Origin of the sequence: Mesorhizobium sp. PUT5 (assembly GCF_052216645.1) — a bacterium.
Lineage (GTDB): Bacteria > Pseudomonadota > Alphaproteobacteria > Rhizobiales > Rhizobiaceae > Mesorhizobium.
The window spans coordinates 4106793-4121980 of record NZ_JBQOSO010000003.1; the positions used below are offsets into that span (position 1 = coordinate 4106793).

Consider the following 15188-nt stretch of genomic DNA (forward strand, 5'->3'; position numbering starts at 1 on the left):
GCCTACATTAATCCGTAGAGAACATCGCCCGTCAAGGGGAAATCTCTCAATAGCCATATGTGCTAGACATTCAGCCAATGATTGTGAAATAATTATTGCTTACTATTTTGATATAGAATTGGCATTAAAGATGAAATCGGATGTGAAGCATCTCGCCACATTCGTGGCCGTAGCCGAGGAACTCAATTTTCACCGTGCCGCCGCACGCCTCGCCATGGCGCAGCCAGCCGTCAGCCGCATCGTCCTGGAACTGGAGGACCGGCTGGGGGTGCAACTGCTGGAGCGGACCACGCGCAAGGTGCGGCTGACCGAATGCGGCCGCTACATGCTGGAGGAGGCGCAGGAGATCCTCGGCCGCATCGACGTGGCCGAGAACACCGTGCAGCTTCTCGCCTCGGGCATGAAGGCCATCCTGCGGGTGGGATACACGACCATCACCGGACATTCGCTGGTGCCCGACATCACGCGGGAATTCCGCGGCTCCGATCCGGACGTGCGGCTGGAGCTCACCTACATGACCGCGCCCATGCAGCGCGACCGCATCCTGCAGGGCGAGATCGACCTGGGCTTCATCGAGGGCTCGTTCAACAGTTCCGAAATCGAGTCCCGCGCCGTGGCCCAGCACCGTCTCGTCGCGCTCATGCCGGTGGACCATCCGCTCGCCGCCAGGGCCGAGGTCACCGTCGAGGACCTGGCCGGCGAGGAGCTGGTCATGGGCACCACCTCGGAGTGGCCCACCTTCCGGCGCATCATGACCGATCTCTTCCAGCGCAACGGCCGCATGATGACCGTCGGCCAGGAGGCCTCCAGCCTCACCGGCCTTCTCGGGCTGGTGACGGCGGGCGTCGGCGTCACCGTGTTCTGCGGCCTGCCGCGCTTCTGCGGCGGCGGCTCGGTGGTCGCCCGCCCCATCGCCACGGACCTTTTGGTGGAAACCCATCTGGCCTGGCGCCGCTCCAGCCTGTCCGCGCCCATGCAGCGCTTCATCAACACCAGCATGCAGGTGGGCAAGAGCTACATGATCAACTGAACCCCGGCTTCGACCGGGAACCATCTTGCCAACAGGGAGGAAGTACAGATGGAGAACTGGGCCAACCGAAAGACCTTGATTCTCGGCCGCAGCGAGATGATCGGGCTCGTGACGCCGAAGGAATACAACGATTGCGTCGAGCAGGCCTATCGCATGCATGGCGAGGGCCGCTACTACATGGACCCGAAGGGGCATATCGTGCTGGACCGCTTCCCGGGCGAATGGGAAGCCATGCCTTCCTACATCGAAGAGCCCCACGCCGCCGCCTGCAAATGGGTTTCCATACGCGAGTGGAACCGCGAGCGCTTCAATCTGCCGACGGTGTTCTCCATCCTGATCTACACGCATCCTGAGACCGGCTTTCCGCTGGCGATCGTCGACGGCAGCTACCACACCGTCATGCGCACCGGGGCCGCGGCCGCCGTGTCCACCAAATGGATGGCCCGCGAGGATGCGCGCACGCTGGCCATCGTCGGCGCCGGCCACATGGCCGAGGGCGCGCTGGCGACATGCAATGTCGTGCGGCCCTGGAAGGAGGTGCGCATCTGGAGCCGCGGCCAGGACACGCTCGACCATTTCGTCAAGGAGCAGCAGCCGAAATACGACAGCTTCGAGATCAGGCCCTCGACAAACCTGGAAGAGACCGTTCGCGGCGCCGACGTTGTCGTCACCATCACCCCGGCGCGCGGTCCCATCGTCAAGAACGAATGGATCGCGCCGGGCACCCACATCGCCGCCGTCGGCGCCGACAAGAAGGGCGACCAGGAGCTGGAGCGCGAGATCCTCAAGCGCGCCCGCATCTTCGTCGACGACATCCGCCAGTGCCGCACGGACGGCGAGATCAACGTGCCGCTTTCGGAAGGCTTCATCACGGAAGACGACGTCGCCGGCGAGATCGGCGAAGTCATCACCGGCCGCAAGAAGGGGCGCACCTCCGACGACGACATCACCCTGTTCGATTCCACGGGCATAGCGCTGCAGGATTCGGCGACGGTGCCGCTGGAATACGAGCGCGCGGTCGCCGCCGGCGTCGGCATCGAGAAGAAGATGATCTCGACCTGACGGTCCCGCCCTGCGGCACGGGGCATCGCCCGCGGCGCAGCAAAGGGCCGCGGGCGTTCTTGCGCCCCGACGCGTGACATCCACCGTCCGCCATCCTATGTCTGCCGCAAAAGACAACCGGACAAGGAGTTTCAGTATGGCGATCCAGGTCGAACAGTTCATGTGCCTGAGCGACAATTTCGGCGTGCTGCTGCGCGATCCGGCGACGGGCGACGTCGCGCTGGTCGACGCCCCCGAGGAGGCTCCGATCCTCGCCGCGGTCAAGCGCACGGGCTGGACGCCGAAGCTGATCTTCACCACGCATCATCATGTCGACCATGTCGAGGCCAATCTGGCGCTCAAGCAGCGCTTCGGCCTGCGCATCGTCGGCCCCGAGGCGGAGAAGGACAAGATTCCCGGCATCGACGAGACGGTCGGGCAGGGCTCGACGGTGCCGTTCGGCTCCGAGACGGTGGAGGTCATTTCCACGCCCGGCCATACGGCGGGCCACGTGTCCTATCACTTCCCCGGGTCGAAGGTGGTGTTCACCGCCGACACGCTGTTTGCGCTGGGCTGCGGGCGGCTGTTCGAGGCGCCGCCCGAGGTGATGCACGATTCGCTGAAGAAGCTTGCCGCGCTGCCCGCCGACACCACGGTCTATTGCGGCCACGAATACACGCTGTCCAACGCCAGGTTCGCCCTGACCATCGACCCCGACAACGCCGCCCTGCAGGCGCGCGCCAGGAAGATCGAGGCGCTGCGGGCCGACGACAAGCCGACGCTGCCGACCACGATCGGCGAGGAACTGGCCACCAATCCGTTCCTGCGCTGGGCCGATCCGGCGATCCGCCGCAATCTCGGCATGGAGAACGCCACGGACGCCGAGGTCTTTGCCGAGATCCGCAAGCGCAAGGATAATTTCTGATTCTTGCCTGCCGTTCCTGCGCGTTCGATGGACGCGCCGGGACGACAGGGGTAGTGAATTGTTCGGCGCCCGGACGGCGCCGCAGGGAGACCGACATGGCAGACAGGCAGTTCAACCAGCCCATGGGCGGCAACGAGATGCCCCGCTTCGGCGGCCCGGGCACGATGATGCGGCTGCCGCAGGCGGCCACCGCCGCGGGCCTGGACGCCTGCTTCGTCGGCATCCCCATGGACATCGGCGCTTCCAACCGCTCCGGCACCCGCTACGGCCCGCGCCAGGTGCGCGCCGAATCGGTGATGATCCGCCCCTACAACATGGCCACCCGCGCCGCTCCCTTCGAGAGCCTGCAGGTGGCCGATGTCGGCGACATCGCCATCAACACCTTCAACCTGCCCGCCACCGTCGGCCTGATCCGCGAGGGCATCGCCCGCATCCTGGCGCATGACTGCATCCCGCTGACCATCGGCGGCGACCACACGCTGACCTATCCGGTGTTGCAGGCCATGGCCGCAAAACACGGGCCGGTGGCGCTGATCCATGTCGATGCCCATGCCGACATCAACGACACCATGTTCGGCGAGAAGATCGCCCATGGCACGCCCTTCCGCCGCGCCTACGAGGACGGCTGCCTGAAACCCGACCTGGTGTTCCAGATCGGCCTGCGCGGCACCGGCTACACGGCCGAGGATTTCGACTGGTCGCGCGACAAGGGCTTCACCGTCGTGCCGGCGGAGGAGTGCTGGCACAAGTCGCTGGCGCCGCTGATCGCCGACATCAGGAAGCGCATCGGCAACCACAAGACCTATCTGTCCTTCGACATCGACAGCCTCGACCCGGCCTATGCACCCGGCACCGGCACGCCGGAGATCGGCGGGCTGACCGTCATCCAGGGCATCGAGCTGATCCGCGGCTGCCGCGGCCTCGACCTGGTCGGCTGCGACCTGGTCGAAGTGAGCCCGCCCTTCGACACCACCGGCACCACGGCCATCACCGCCGCCAACCTGCTCTACGAGATGCTGTGCGTGCTGCCCGGCGTCAAATACAAGGACGCTTGAGGGGGGCGGCGCCTCACGCGCCGGCCTCGCCCGGCACGCTGCGGCGGCGGGCGAACAGCAGCGACTTCGCCGCCAGCACGGCGCCGCCGGTGATCAGCACGCAGGCGGCCAGGATGCGCCAGGACGGCTCGGCGAAGCCGAAGGCTATCAGCACCAGCGTCGACAGGAGCGGCGCCGCATAGCTTGCCGCGCCCAGCACCTGGATGTTGCCGCGCTTGACGCCGATGTCCCAGGCATAGAAGGCCGCGCCCACCGGCATCAGGCCCAGGCCCAGCACCGCCAGCCATTGCCCGGCCGAACCGGGCCAGACGGTTTCCTCCAGCACGAGATGGCAGGCCAGCGACAGCACCGAGGTGGCCAGGCAGAACCAGGTGACGATCGTGGTCGGCACGGAGGGGAAGCGCCGCGACAGCAGCGAATAGGAAGACCACACCAGCGCGCACACCGCCGCCATGGCGTAGCCGAAGCCGTAGCGCGCGTCGAAGGCGAGCACGCCGCCCTTGGTGACGATCAGGAAGGTGCCGGCCAGGCCCAGCAGCGCGCCGGCGACATGGTTCCAGGCCAGCCGCTCGCCCGGCATCAGCGCCGATCCCAGCACGATCAGCAGCGGCCACAGATAGGCGATCAGGCTCGCCTCCACCGGCGGCGCGTTGCGCAGCGCGGTGAAGTAGAAGAAGTGGTAGCCGAACAGGCCCAGAATGCCGATCGCCCACACCTGCGGCGGAATCTTCTGCGGTGCGGCCGCGGCCGGCACGAACAGGCGCGCGGCAAGCCCCACGCAGGTGCCGATGGCAAAGGTCATGGCCGAGAGCTGGAAGGGCGGCATGGTGCCGGAGGCGTCGGTGAAAAGCGCCAGCAGCGCCCACATCGCCACTGCCGAGAAGCCGATGAGGGTCGCGCGCGCCAAGCTTTCCTCCTGCCGGCGCGCCTCGCGCCTATTCCAGTGCCTCGAACAGCCGCGCCCGGACCGTGACGGTGCCGATCTCGGTGCCGATGGTGGCGCGGACGGGCGCATATACCCCGCTTTGCCCGACCGGCGCAAACGTCACCATGATGCGGCTGCGGTCGCGCAGGAATTTCAGCGCCTTGCGCTCCCGCGCATAGCCGGACACCGGCTGGAAGGCGAGCCGGCAGGTGACTGTGGGGCCGCGATAACCCGTCACCGCGATGGCCCCCTTCTCGACGAAGGAAAGGTTGAGGTTGGCGCGCATCTCGCCGTCATACATCTTCACGGTGCGGCCGCAGACCTCGTCCAGGCTTGCCGCGCGCACCACGGTGGCCGCGATCGGGTCGGTCACCCCCTTCAGGTCGCCGGCACCGAGCGGCAGCCAGTCGTCGCCGCGCTTCTTCGGCGGCGGCAGCACCTTGGTGGAGGCGACCGCGCCGCGCGAAAACTGGATGGCGACCAGTGAAGACTTTTTTCCCGACGTGTAGTCGGCGCGGAAGGCGCGCGGCTCCAGCCCCTTGCCGGTCAGACGCCCCGAAGCCGTGACCGTGCCCTCGGTGTCGTCGAAGATGCGCGCCAGCCCGGCGGCCGCGACGCTGCCCGAAATGGCGTAGCCGGCGCCCTCATAGCGGCTGGAAAAATTCGCGCGGGCCACCGTGAGGCCGAGGAAGGACACGGTGTAGTCGCCGCGGAAGGCTTCGGGGCCGGCGGCGCGGGCACCGCCGGGCAGGGCGGCGGCGGCCAGGGCCGCGATCAGGAAACGGCGGAGGAACATTCGTGAAAGCAATCCCTGTCTGCGGCCGTCGGCGCATCTTTGCGGCCGACGCGGCCTTCCATGTCCCTCGGCGGTTCCATCCGGCCCGATTCCGGCGTTAATATGGTATCGCCGTCCGCTGCGGGCAGCTTGCGCTTGACGCTTGCGAGAAATGCCACTATGGAACCCCCGACTTTTCCATGAGGCCGCTTCCGCCATTCGCGCGCCGTCCAGCGCGGGCACGAAGGTTTTGGCCGCAGACCTGAAGGTAGCAAAATGTCCCGCACCTGCGAACTCACCGCCAAGGCGGTCATGAGCGGCAACAATGTCAGCCACGCCAACAACAAGTCGCGTCGCCGCTTCCTGCCCAACCTCGTCAACGTCACGCTGATCTCGGAAGCGCTGAACCAGAACGTGCGCCTGCGCATCTCGGCGGCGGCGCTGCGCTCGGTCGAGCATCGCGGCGGCCTCGACGGCTTCCTGGCCAAGGCCGACGCCGACGAGCTGTCGCCGCGCGCGCGCCTGCTCAAGAAGCAGATCGCCAAGAAGCTGGCCGAGCAGGCCGCGGCCTGAAGCCTTAGGAAATACAGGCGGGGGACGACCGCCTTGCCGGAGCGCCCTCCAGGGCGTTTCACTGGTTCCATCACCCAGGTTAAAAAAATGAATTTCCTGAAAAGATACATGCCCTTCGTGGCGGCCATGGCGATCGTCGTCGTGGCCTCCAACGTGCTGGTGCAATTTCCCATGCATGGCACGGTCGGCGGTCTCTCGCTGGCCGATATCCTGACCTGGGGCGCCTTCACCTATCCCTTCTCCTTCCTCGTCACCGATCTCGCCAACCGCCGCTACGGGCCGGCCGTCGCGCGCCGGATCGTCTTCATCGGCTTCATGACGGCGGTGGTGTGCTCGATCGTGGTGCCGCCCCTGCTGTTCCGCGCAGGCCTGGTCGGCTTCGAGACGCAGGCCGCGAGGCTGGCGCGCATCGCCATGGCCTCGGGCGCCGCCTTCCTGACCGCACAGCTCCTCGACGTCACCGTGTTCAACCGGCTGCGCCGGCAGAGCTGGTGGCGCGCGCCGATCTTCGGCACGCTCGTCGGCTCGGTGTTCGACACGGCGGTGTTCTTCTCCATCGCCTTTTCCGCCGCCTTCGCCTTTGCCGGCCCGAACGAACCCTTCGCGCTGGAGGCCGCGCCCTTGATGGGGGTGGCGCCCGTGGAGACGATGCGCTGGGTGTCGTGGGCGCTGGGCGACCTTTCGGTCAAGCTCGCCATCGCCGTCTTCGCGCTGATCCCCTACCGGCTGATCGCCGCGCGCTGGAGCCAGCCCGCCCTGGCGGCATAAGCTAGCGGCATCAATTCCGGCAGCTACCGCATGGCTGCGGCCTGGGCATGCAGGCGCAGCAGCGACATCAGCCGGTCAGCCTCCTCGCCCGCCTGCGCCTCGTCGCGCTCGAGGATGGCGCGGATCAGCGCGACGTGATTGCCGGCCGATTCGGCCAGCCCCGTGCCGCTCTGGAAGCGGAACCAGAAACGGCGGCTGTGCGTCTGCAGGGGCGCGGCGACCCGCGCGGCGTATTCATTGTCGGCGGCGCGGGCGAGCGCCTCGTCCAGCGCCTTGTCCGCCGCCAGGAAACCCAGCACGTCCTTGGCCAGAACGGCCTCGTGAATGGCCACGGCGTTGGCATGGAAAAGCGCCGCCGTCTCGGGGGTAAGGGCGCGCGCCGCCGAGCAGGCAAGCACGATCTCGACGCCGCGCCGCGCATCCAGCACGCGCAGCCAGTCGGCCGCCAGCAGCGGCGCGATTTCCAGGCCCGCGCGCGGGCGCACGAAAATCAGCCCCTCCCACGCAAGCCGCTGGATGGCCTCGCGCACCGGCGTGCGGCCGAGCGAAAGCTTCTCGATCAAAGCGCGCTCGGTGGTGACGCCGCCCGGCGCCAGTTCCAGCGTGACGATCATCCTCTCCAGGGCGTGATAGGCCTTGAGGCTGACCGGCTCGACCGGCTGCTCGACACGCTGCCTCTCGTTGCCGCTCTTGTCCAATATCAGCGTTCCCCATTGATTTGGCTTTGATATATCAAGCCGAAAAGCCGATTGACAACCGCTTTCGCGCCAAGATATATGCCTGATATATCAGCCTGTGGAGACCTGCGCCGATCGCATCCCAGGTCGCCGCAACCAGATCGGCCGAAGCCGACGGCAGGGACGAGGCCATCCATGACAGCAGCATCCGCGCCGGACATCGCCATCGTCGGCGGCGGCATCGTCGGCATCTGCGCGGCGGCCTATCTGGCCGAGGCGGGGCACGACGTCGCCGTCTTCGACCGCACCGGCATCTGCGAGGAAACGAGTTCCGGCAACGCCGCCGCCTTCGCCTTTTCCGACGTGCTGCCGCTCGCCCAGAAGGGCATGATGAAGAACTTGCCGAAATGGCTGGCCGACCCGCTCGGGCCGCTGGCGATCCCGCCGGCCTATCTGCCGCGGCTGCTGCCCTGGCTCTATCGCTTCTGGCGCGCCGGTGCACCCGGAAGGTATGAGGGCGCCCTGGCCGCGCAGGCGGAGCTGATGAAGCTGGCCGAAAGCGAATGGGCCGGCCTGATGGACCGTTCCGGAACCGCAACGATGCTGCGCGAGGACGGCTCGCTGGAACTCTACGAAAGCGCTGCCGAATTTTCCGCCGCCCTGCCCGGCTGGGCCGCGCGCGACCGTTTCGGCATCGCCTACCGCCATGTCGAGGGGCAGGAGCTGGCCGCCCTCCAGCCCGGCCTGTCGCCGCGCTTCGTCAAGGGCACCTTCGTGCCGGGCTGGAAAACGGTCGCCGACCCCAAGCTGCTGGGCAAGGCGGTATGGGCCTATGCCGAGCGCAAGGGCGCGCGCTTCGAACCGGCGACCGTGCGCAACATCGGCGCCGACGGCCCGTCCGGCTTCAATCTCGAAGTCGTCGGCGGCTCCGGCTCCAGGACGGTCCGCGCCAGGCAGGTGATCGTCGCCGCCGGCGCATGGTCCCACAGGCTCGCCGCCGCGCTGGGCGACAGGATCCCGCTGGAGACCGAGCGCGGCTACAATACCACGCTGCCTGCAGGCGCGTTCGACGTGAAGCGGCAGCTCATCTTCTCGGGCCACGGCTTCGTCGTCACGCCGCTGTCGACTGGCCTGCGCGTCGGCGGCGCCGTGGAGCTTGCCGGACTGGACCGGCCGCCCGATTATAGGCGCTCGAAAGCGATGCTGGCGAAAGCGAGACAATTCCTGCCGGGGCTCGACGCGTCCGGCGGCCGCGAGTGGATGGGCTTCCGTCCGTCCCTGCCCGATTCTTTGCCCGTCATCGGCAGCGCCCGCACATCCGGCGTCTTCTATGCGTTCGGTCACGGCCATCTCGGGCTTACCCAGGCGGCGGCCACCGGACGCCTGATCCGCGATCTGGTTGCGGGCCACGCTCCCGCGACCGATCTTTCTCCCTTCAGCCCCAAGCGTTTCTGATCACCGGAGGCCATCATGGCAAAAAAATCCTTCTTCTGCATCGACGGCCACACCTGCGGCAATCCGGTGCGACTGGTGGCGGGCGGCGGCCCCCGGCTCGAAGGTGCGACCATGATGGAGCGGCGCGCGCATTTCCTGGCCGAGTACGACTGGATCCGCACCGGCCTGATGTTCGAGCCGCGCGGCCACGACGTCATGTCGGGCTCGATCCTGTATCCGCCGACGCGGCCGGACTGCGACGTGGCGATCCTGTTCATCGAGACCTCGGGCTGCCTGCCCATGTGCGGCCACGGCACCATCGGCACCGTGACCATGGCGATCGAGCAGGGACTGGTGAAGCCGAAGACGCCGGGCGTGCTGCGGCTCGACACGCCGGCCGGGCTGGTGGTGGCCGAATACAGGCAGGTCGGCGAATATGTCGAGGAGGTGCGCATCACCAACGTGCCGTCCTTCCTCTATGCCGAGGGGCTGACGGTGGAGTGCCCGCAGCTCGGCGAGATCCGGGTGGATGTCGCCTATGGCGGCAATTTCTACGCCATCGTCGAACCGCAGGAGAACTTTTCCGACATGGCCGATCATTCGGCCGGCGACCTGATCGCCTGGAGCCCGGTGGTGCGCCAGCGGCTCAACGAGAAATATTCCTTCGTGCATCCGGAGAACCCGGACATCAACCGGCTGTCGCACATGCTGTGGACCGGCGCGCCCCGCGACGCGCAGGCCCATGCGCGCAATGCCGTCTTCTACGGCGACAAGGCCATCGACCGCAGCCCCTGCGGCACCGGCACCTCGGCGCGCATGGCCCAGCTCCACGCCAAGGGCAGGCTCAAGGCCGGCGACGATTTCGTGCATGAATCGATCATCGGCTCGCTGTTCAAGGGCCGGGTGGAAAAGGAGACGACGGTGGCCGGCAAGCCGGCGATCGTGCCTTCGATCGGCGGCTGGGCGCGCATGACGGGCCTGAACACCATCTTCATCGACGAGCGCGACCCGTTCGCCCACGGCTTCGTCGTCAAATAGCCGCGGGACGGGCTGCGGGAGGAATTTTGCGCGAAACATTCACCATCGCTGACGCAACGATCCGTCTCATCAAATTCTTTTGACCGGGAAATCTTCGAAGAAGGGCGCATTATCGACCGCAATCGTCAAAGACATTGCGTTGGGCCAATGATAGGTTCCGCCATGATCCATAGAGCGGATGGCATGAAGCAGAGGCCGGGAACCGGCAAGCGGGAAACGCCCGGCCTGATACGAAAAACGCATTGCAATCCGGTCTCAAAGCCGTACCACTAGGGGAAATACGAAAAGAGGCGCGCTCTTGGGGCGACGCCTCAGGGGAGCCTCGCAAATATGCAATACTTCGTTCAGCAAGTGATCAACGGGCTGACGCTGGGATCGATCTATGGGCTGATCGCGATCGGCTACACGATGGTCTACGGCATCATCGGCATGATCAACTTCGCCCATGGCGACATCTTCATGGTCGGCGCCTTCACCGCGCTGATCGTCTTCCTGCTTCTCGGAGCGCTGTTCTATTCCGTGCCGGTCGTGGTGGCGCTGCTCATCATGATGATCGTGGCCATGCTGCTCACCGGCCTCTACAACTGGGTGATCGAGAAGGTGGCCTATCGCCCGCTGCGCGGCTCCTTCCGCCTGGCGCCGCTGATCACCGCCATCGGCATGTCGATCGCGCTGTCGAACTTCGTGCAGGTCACGCAGGGGCCGCGCAACAAGCCGATCCCGCCCATGGTCAGCCAGGTCTACAACATCTACGGCATCTCGATTTCGCTGAAGCAGATCGTCATCGTCATCGTCACGGCGGCCTTGCTGGCGATCTTCTGGTACGTGGTCAACCGCACCTCGCTCGGCCGCGCGCAGCGCGCCTGCGAGCAGGACCAGAAGATGGCGGCCCTGCTCGGCATCGACGTGGACCGCACGGTGTCGCTGACCTTCATCATGGGCGCGGCACTGGCCGCCGTCGCCGGCACGCTGTTCCTGATGTATTACGGCGTCGTGGTGTTCTCCGACGGCTTCGTGCCCGGCGTGAAGGCATTCACCGCCGCGGTGCTCGGCGGCATCGGCTCGATCCCCGGCGCGGTGATCGGCGGGCTGATGATCGGCTTCATCGAATCGATGTGGTCGGCCTATTTCTCGATCGACTACAAGGACGTCGCCGCCTTCTCCATCCTGGCGATCGTGCTGATCTTCCTGCCCTCCGGCATCCTCGGCCGGCCAGAAGTCGAAAAGGTCTGACGCCATGGCCGTTACCGCATCCACCCAAGGCGCCGCCTCGGAGGCGAGCCTGGTCACCCGGGCCGTGCGCGAGGCGCTCTATGCCGGCGTCATCTCCTTCGGCCTGTTCGTCCTGTTCATCGGCCTCAAGACCGACCAGAACATCCACAACGAACTGATCCTGGTCCAGCGCTGGGGCCTTCTCGCCATCGTGGTGGCGATCACCATGGCCGGGCGCTTCGCCTATGTCGGCTTTCTGCAGCCGGCCATGGCGCGCGCCCGCGCCACCAAGGCGACCAAGCCCGTCACGGTCGCCGAAGCCGGCTTCATCCGCCGCAACGCCAACAAGATCGGCATCGCGATCCTGTTCCTCTATCCCGTCGTCATCGTCTCGCTGGTCGGTTTCCAGGGCTCGCTGAAATGGGTCGACAATTTCGGCATCCAGATTCTCATCTACGTGATGCTGGCCTGGGGCCTCAACATCGTCGTCGGCCTGGCCGGGCTGCTCGACCTGGGCTATGTCGCCTTCTATGCGGTGGGGGCCTATGCCTATGCGCTGCTCGGCACGCATTACGGCCTGTCCTTCTGGATCCTGCTGCCGGCCGCCGGCTGCATGGCCGCCTTCTGGGGCATCCTGCTCGGCTTCCCGGTGCTGCGCCTGCGCGGCGACTATCTGGCGATCGTCACGCTCGCCTTCGGCGAGATCATCCGCCTGGTGCTGATCAACTGGCGTGAGGTGACCAACGGCTCGGCCGGCATTTCCGGCATTCCCAAGGTCAGCTTCTTCGGGCTGATATCGTTCAACGTCTCCGACCCGAACTATATCTCCAAGGTGTTCGGCATCGCGCAGTCGGGCGCCTACTACAAGATCTTCCTCTACTATCTGGCAGTGCTTCTGTGCCTGCTGACGGCCTTCGTCACCATGCGGCTGCGGGCCATGCCCGTCGGCCGCGCCTGGGAGGCGCTGCGCGAGGACGAGATCGCCTGCCGCTCGCTCGGCATCAACACCACCACCACCAAGCTGACGGCCTTCGCCACCGGCGCCATGTTCGGCGGCTTCGCCGGCTCGTTCTTCGCCGCCCGCCAGGGCTTCGTCAGCCCCGAATCCTTCGTGTTCCTGGAATCGGCCATCATCCTGGCCATCGTGGTGCTGGGCGGCATGGGCTCGCTCGGCGGCATCGCGGTCGCGGCCGTGGTGATGATCGGGGGCACCGAGATCCTGCGCGAGCTGAGCTTCCTGAAAGCCGTGTTCGGGCCGGACTTCACGCCGGAACTCTACCGCATGCTGCTGTTCGGCCTGGCCATGGTCATCGTCATGGTCTGGAAACCGCGCGGCTTCGTGGCCAGCCGACAACCCACCGCATTCCTGAAAGAACGCAAGGCCGTTGCCGGCTCCTTCACCAAGGAGGGCCACGGCTGATGGACGCGAACACCACCATGAACAACGCATTGCTCCAGGTCGAGCACCTGTCGATGAAGTTCGGCGGCCTCGTGGCCATCGGCGACCTGTCCTTCGAGGCGAAGCGCGGCGAGATCACCGCACTGATCGGCCCCAACGGCGCCGGCAAGACCACGGTGTTCAACTGCATCACCGGCTTCTACAAGCCCTCCGAGGGCATGATCCGCTTCACCAACAGCGGCGGCCAGGAGTTCCTGCTGGAGCGCCTGCCCGACTTCCAGATCACCGCCAGGGCCAAGGTGGCCCGCACCTTCCAGAACATCCGCCTGTTCTCGGGCATGACGGTGCTGGAGAACCTGCTGGTGGCCCAGCACAACAAGCTCATGAAGGCCTCGGGCTACACCTTCCTCGGCCTGCTCGGCTTCAGCGGCTACCGCAAGGCGTCGGCCGAATCCATCGAGCTTGCCAAATACTGGCTGGACAAGGCCGACCTCACCGAGCGCGCCGACGATCCCGCCGGCGACCTGCCCTACGGCGCGCAGCGGCGGCTGGAGATCGCGCGCGCCATGTGCACCGGCCCGGAGCTTCTGTGCCTCGACGAACCCGCCGCTGGCCTGAACCCGAAGGAATCGCTGGCGCTCAACACGCTCTTGATGGACATCAAGAACAACACCGGCACCTCGATCCTGCTGATCGAACACGACATGTCGGTTGTCATGCAGATCTCCGACCATATCGTGGTGCTGGAATACGGCCGCAAGATCTCCGACGGCAACCCCGAGGCGGTGCGCACCGATCCGCGCGTCATCGCCGCCTATCTGGGCGTCGACGACGAGGAGGTGGAAGAGGTGCTGACGGCGGTCGGCGACGAGGACGTCATCGAGCAGCTCGACACCGGGCCCGCTGCCGACCAGGGGCCGGAGCCTTCCGCCTCCATGCTAGCCGGTCCGATCGGCGAGACGATCGGCCATGGCGACGAGGGCGAGCGGGTCACCGTGTCCAGGGGCGCTTCGAAAGCCGATCAGGTTGAGGCGCGCATGCGCACGCAGGCCCGGACGGGCCCGGCCGAACCCGCTTCTGCCCCGCGGGCGAAGCGCGCGCCCGCCGCCAAGGCCGCCTCTACCAAGCCCGCCCCTGCGAGGTCCGCTTCCGCAAAGGCCGCGCCCGCGCAGGCCGATGCCGCCGGCAAGGGCAGGACTTCCGGCGGCCAGTCCGCCGGCATCTCCAACCGTCTCCCGGCCCCGCGCGGCGGCCGTCCCGACAATCTCACCCGCGTCAAGGGCATCGGAACGGTGAACGAGAAGAAGCTCAACGAGCACGGCATCTTCCATTTCGACCAGATCGCCGCCTGGAAGAAGGCGGACGTGGCGGCTGTCGAAGCCTATCTGGCCTTCGACGGGCGCATCGCCCGCGAGGAATGGATCAAGCAGGCCAGGCTGCTCGCCAAGGGCAAGGAAACCGAATTCTCGCGCCGGGTGGACGCGGGCAAGGTCGCGTCCAGCCACAGCTCGGCCGCGCCCAAGGCAGCACCTGAGACGGCGCCGAAAAGAACGGCCCGGCCGGCTTCCGGCAAGCGTGGGGAGGGCAAGTGATGACCGGTGCAGCCTTGCTCGACATCAAGAGCGTCCACACCTACTACGGCAACATCCGGGCGCTGAACGGCGTCAATGTCAGCGTCAACGAGGGTGAGATCGTCACCCTGATCGGCGCCAACGGCGCCGGCAAGTCGACGCTGATGATGACCATCTTCGGCGCGCCGCGCGCACGTTCCGGCACCATCCATTTCGGCGGTGTCGACATTACCCGCCTGCCCACGCACCAGATCGCGCGCATGCGCATCGCGCAGTCGCCGGAAGGCCGGCGCATCTTCCCGCGCATGACGGTGATGGAAAACCTGCAGATGGGCGCCAGCCTCGACAACCTCAAGCATTTCGACGAGGACGTCGAGAAGGTGTTCGCGCTGTTTCCGCGGCTCAAGGAGCGCATCGGCCAGCGCGGCGGCACGCTTTCCGGCGGCGAGCAGCAGATGCTCTCCATCGGGCGCGCGCTGATGGCGCGGCCGAAGCTGCTTCTGCTGGACGAGCCGTCGCTCGGCCTCGCTCCGCTCATCGTCAAGCAGATCTTCGACGCCATCCGCGAGCTGAACCGCACGCAGGGGCTGACCGTCTTCCTGGTCGAGCAGAACGCCTTCGGCGCGCTCAAGCTGGCCACGCGCGGTTACGTCATGGTCAACGGCAACATCACCATGAGCGGCACCGGCAAGGAGCTGCTGGCCAATCCGGAAGTGCGCGCCGCCTATCTCGAAGGCGGCCACCACTGATATCGGGAGTCTTATC

15 protein-coding genes are annotated in these 15188 nt (G+C 66.6%); 12 read left to right on the plus strand and 3 right to left on the minus strand.

Annotated elements, in window-relative coordinates; translation table 11 throughout:
- Positions 1–130: 130 nt before the first annotated feature.
- The 4 genes from ACTDI4_RS21560 to speB all read left to right on the plus strand — a co-directional run bounded on the left by ACTDI4_RS21560 (position 131) and on the right by speB (position 4051).
- The gene (locus tag ACTDI4_RS21560) at positions 131–1030 is read left to right on the plus strand and encodes a LysR substrate-binding domain-containing protein (protein WP_442843088.1); all 900 of its coding nucleotides are present in this window, start codon (positions 131–133) and stop codon (positions 1028–1030) included.
- 48 nt (positions 1031–1078) lie between these two features.
- A complete protein-coding gene (locus ACTDI4_RS21565) occupies positions 1079–2092 on the plus strand; it encodes an ornithine cyclodeaminase family protein (protein ID WP_442843089.1) in 1014 nt (337 codons plus the stop codon).
- A 136-nt stretch (positions 2093–2228) separates the two neighbouring features.
- On the plus strand, positions 2229–2996 hold the full coding sequence (gene gloB / locus ACTDI4_RS21570) for a hydroxyacylglutathione hydrolase (RefSeq protein ID WP_442843090.1): 768 nt from the start codon (positions 2229–2231) through the stop codon (positions 2994–2996).
- A 95-nt stretch (positions 2997–3091) separates the two neighbouring features.
- Positions 3092–4051, plus strand: a complete 960-nt coding sequence (speB, locus tag ACTDI4_RS21575) for an agmatinase (protein WP_442843091.1) — start codon at positions 3092–3094, stop codon at positions 4049–4051.
- A 13-nt stretch (positions 4052–4064) separates the two neighbouring features.
- Here the strand turns inward: speB and yddG are convergent, their stop codons facing one another.
- Both yddG and ACTDI4_RS21585 read right to left on the minus strand, forming a co-directional pair.
- Positions 4065–4958 (minus strand): aromatic amino acid exporter YddG, encoded by an 894-nt coding sequence (gene yddG, locus ACTDI4_RS21580; RefSeq protein WP_442843092.1) that lies wholly within the window; start codon positions 4956–4958, stop codon positions 4065–4067.
- A 28-nt stretch (positions 4959–4986) separates the two neighbouring features.
- Positions 4987–5772 (minus strand): DUF3108 domain-containing protein, encoded by a 786-nt coding sequence (locus ACTDI4_RS21585; RefSeq protein WP_442843093.1) that lies wholly within the window; start codon positions 5770–5772, stop codon positions 4987–4989.
- A gap of 255 nt (positions 5773–6027) precedes the next feature.
- Here ACTDI4_RS21585 and rpmB point away from each other — a divergent pair, with 255 nt between their 5' ends.
- Both rpmB and ACTDI4_RS21595 read left to right on the plus strand, forming a co-directional pair.
- Entirely contained in the window at positions 6028–6324 is a 297-nt protein-coding gene (gene rpmB / locus ACTDI4_RS21590; protein WP_442843094.1) for a 50S ribosomal protein L28, read from the plus strand.
- 87 nt (positions 6325–6411) lie between these two features.
- Positions 6412–7092 carry a queuosine precursor transporter gene (locus ACTDI4_RS21595; protein WP_442843095.1) on the plus strand — a complete coding sequence of 227 codons (681 nt, stop codon included), beginning with the start codon at positions 6412–6414 and terminating at the stop codon, positions 7090–7092.
- Between the two features lie 23 nt (positions 7093–7115).
- Here the strand turns inward: ACTDI4_RS21595 and ACTDI4_RS21600 are convergent, their stop codons facing one another.
- Positions 7116–7790, minus strand: coding sequence for a GntR family transcriptional regulator (locus ACTDI4_RS21600; protein WP_442843096.1), 675 nt, complete (start codon positions 7788–7790; stop codon positions 7116–7118).
- A 174-nt stretch (positions 7791–7964) separates the two neighbouring features.
- Here ACTDI4_RS21600 and ACTDI4_RS21605 point away from each other — a divergent pair, with 174 nt between their 5' ends.
- The 6 genes from ACTDI4_RS21605 (at position 7965) to ACTDI4_RS21630 (ending at position 15172) form a co-directional block, all read left to right on the plus strand.
- Positions 7965–9224, plus strand: coding sequence for an NAD(P)/FAD-dependent oxidoreductase (locus ACTDI4_RS21605; protein WP_442843097.1), 1260 nt, complete (start codon positions 7965–7967; stop codon positions 9222–9224).
- Between the two features lie 15 nt (positions 9225–9239).
- Positions 9240–10241 carry a 4-hydroxyproline epimerase gene (locus ACTDI4_RS21610; RefSeq protein WP_442843098.1) on the plus strand — a complete coding sequence of 334 codons (1002 nt, stop codon included), beginning with the start codon at positions 9240–9242 and terminating at the stop codon, positions 10239–10241.
- 330 nt (positions 10242–10571) lie between these two features.
- Entirely contained in the window at positions 10572–11474 is a 903-nt protein-coding gene (locus ACTDI4_RS21615; protein ID WP_442843099.1) for a branched-chain amino acid ABC transporter permease, read from the plus strand.
- 4 nt (positions 11475–11478) lie between these two features.
- The gene (gene livM, locus ACTDI4_RS21620; RefSeq protein ID WP_442843100.1) at positions 11479–12873 is read left to right on the plus strand and encodes a high-affinity branched-chain amino acid ABC transporter permease LivM; all 1395 of its coding nucleotides are present in this window, start codon (positions 11479–11481) and stop codon (positions 12871–12873) included.
- On the plus strand, positions 12873–14444 hold the full coding sequence (locus ACTDI4_RS21625; RefSeq protein ID WP_442843101.1) for an ATP-binding cassette domain-containing protein: 1572 nt from the start codon (positions 12873–12875) through the stop codon (positions 14442–14444). Before livM ends, ACTDI4_RS21625 begins: the two co-directional genes overlap by 1 nt.
- Positions 14444–15172, plus strand: a complete 729-nt coding sequence (locus tag ACTDI4_RS21630; RefSeq protein WP_442843102.1) for an ABC transporter ATP-binding protein — start codon at positions 14444–14446, stop codon at positions 15170–15172. The genes ACTDI4_RS21625 and ACTDI4_RS21630 overlap by 1 nt, the downstream gene beginning before the upstream one ends.
- Positions 15173–15188 lie beyond the last annotated feature (16 nt).

Bases quoted from the DNA above. Each gene is read 5' to 3' on its own strand.
- ACTDI4_RS21560 (WP_442843088.1), top strand. From the start codon at position 131: ATGAAATCGGATGTGAAGCATCTCGCCACATTCGTGGCCGTAGCCGAG.
- ACTDI4_RS21565 (WP_442843089.1), top strand. From the start codon at position 1,079: ATGGAGAACTGGGCCAACCGAAAGACCTTGATTCTCGGCCGCAGCGAG.
- gloB (WP_442843090.1), top strand. From the start codon at position 2,229: ATGGCGATCCAGGTCGAACAGTTCATGTGCCTGAGCGACAATTTCGGC.
- speB (WP_442843091.1), top strand. From the start codon at position 3,092: ATGGCAGACAGGCAGTTCAACCAGCCCATGGGCGGCAACGAGATGCCC.
- ACTDI4_RS21585 (WP_442843093.1), bottom strand. From the start codon at position 5,772: ATGTTCCTCCGCCGTTTCCTGATCGCGGCCCTGGCCGCCGCCGCCCTG.
- rpmB (WP_442843094.1), top strand. From the start codon at position 6,028: ATGTCCCGCACCTGCGAACTCACCGCCAAGGCGGTCATGAGCGGCAAC.
- ACTDI4_RS21595 (WP_442843095.1), top strand. From the start codon at position 6,412: ATGAATTTCCTGAAAAGATACATGCCCTTCGTGGCGGCCATGGCGATC.
- ACTDI4_RS21605 (WP_442843097.1), top strand. From the start codon at position 7,965: ATGACAGCAGCATCCGCGCCGGACATCGCCATCGTCGGCGGCGGCATC.
- ACTDI4_RS21610 (WP_442843098.1), top strand. From the start codon at position 9,240: ATGGCAAAAAAATCCTTCTTCTGCATCGACGGCCACACCTGCGGCAAT.
- ACTDI4_RS21615 (WP_442843099.1), top strand. From the start codon at position 10,572: ATGCAATACTTCGTTCAGCAAGTGATCAACGGGCTGACGCTGGGATCG.
- livM (WP_442843100.1), top strand. From the start codon at position 11,479: ATGGCCGTTACCGCATCCACCCAAGGCGCCGCCTCGGAGGCGAGCCTG.
- ACTDI4_RS21625 (WP_442843101.1), top strand. From the start codon at position 12,873: ATGGACGCGAACACCACCATGAACAACGCATTGCTCCAGGTCGAGCAC.
- ACTDI4_RS21630 (WP_442843102.1), top strand. From the start codon at position 14,444: ATGACCGGTGCAGCCTTGCTCGACATCAAGAGCGTCCACACCTACTAC.